The organism is Peribacillus sp. SIMBA_075, from assembly GCF_046534585.1.
The window spans coordinates 1-242 of the sequence record NZ_JAWRYN010001444.1 but is presented as its reverse complement, the minus strand read 5'-3'; the positions used below and the strand labels follow the sequence as shown (position 1 = coordinate 242).

Annotated in this window: 1 pseudogene; it reads left to right on the top strand. The window is 51.2% G+C overall.

The features are described 5' to 3' along the window. Positions 1–242, top strand: a pseudogene (locus SB775_RS33145) (ATP-dependent DNA helicase); the annotation flags it as partial.

Below are 242 nucleotides of genomic sequence, written 5' to 3'. Positions count from 1 at the left end.
GGAGTCGGTACAGGGAAAACACTTGCCTATTTGTTATACGCGGTCTGTTATGCGCGTTATACGCGAAAGCCTGCAATTATCGCCTGTGCGAATGAGTCGTTGATCGAGCAGCTGGTCAAGCCGGAAGGGGATATTGCCAAGCTTGCGCGGCATCTGAACCTGACAATTGATGCGCGATTGGGAAAATCTCCAGATCAATACGTATGCCTGCAAAAGCTGGATGAGGCCAGATACCAGCCGGA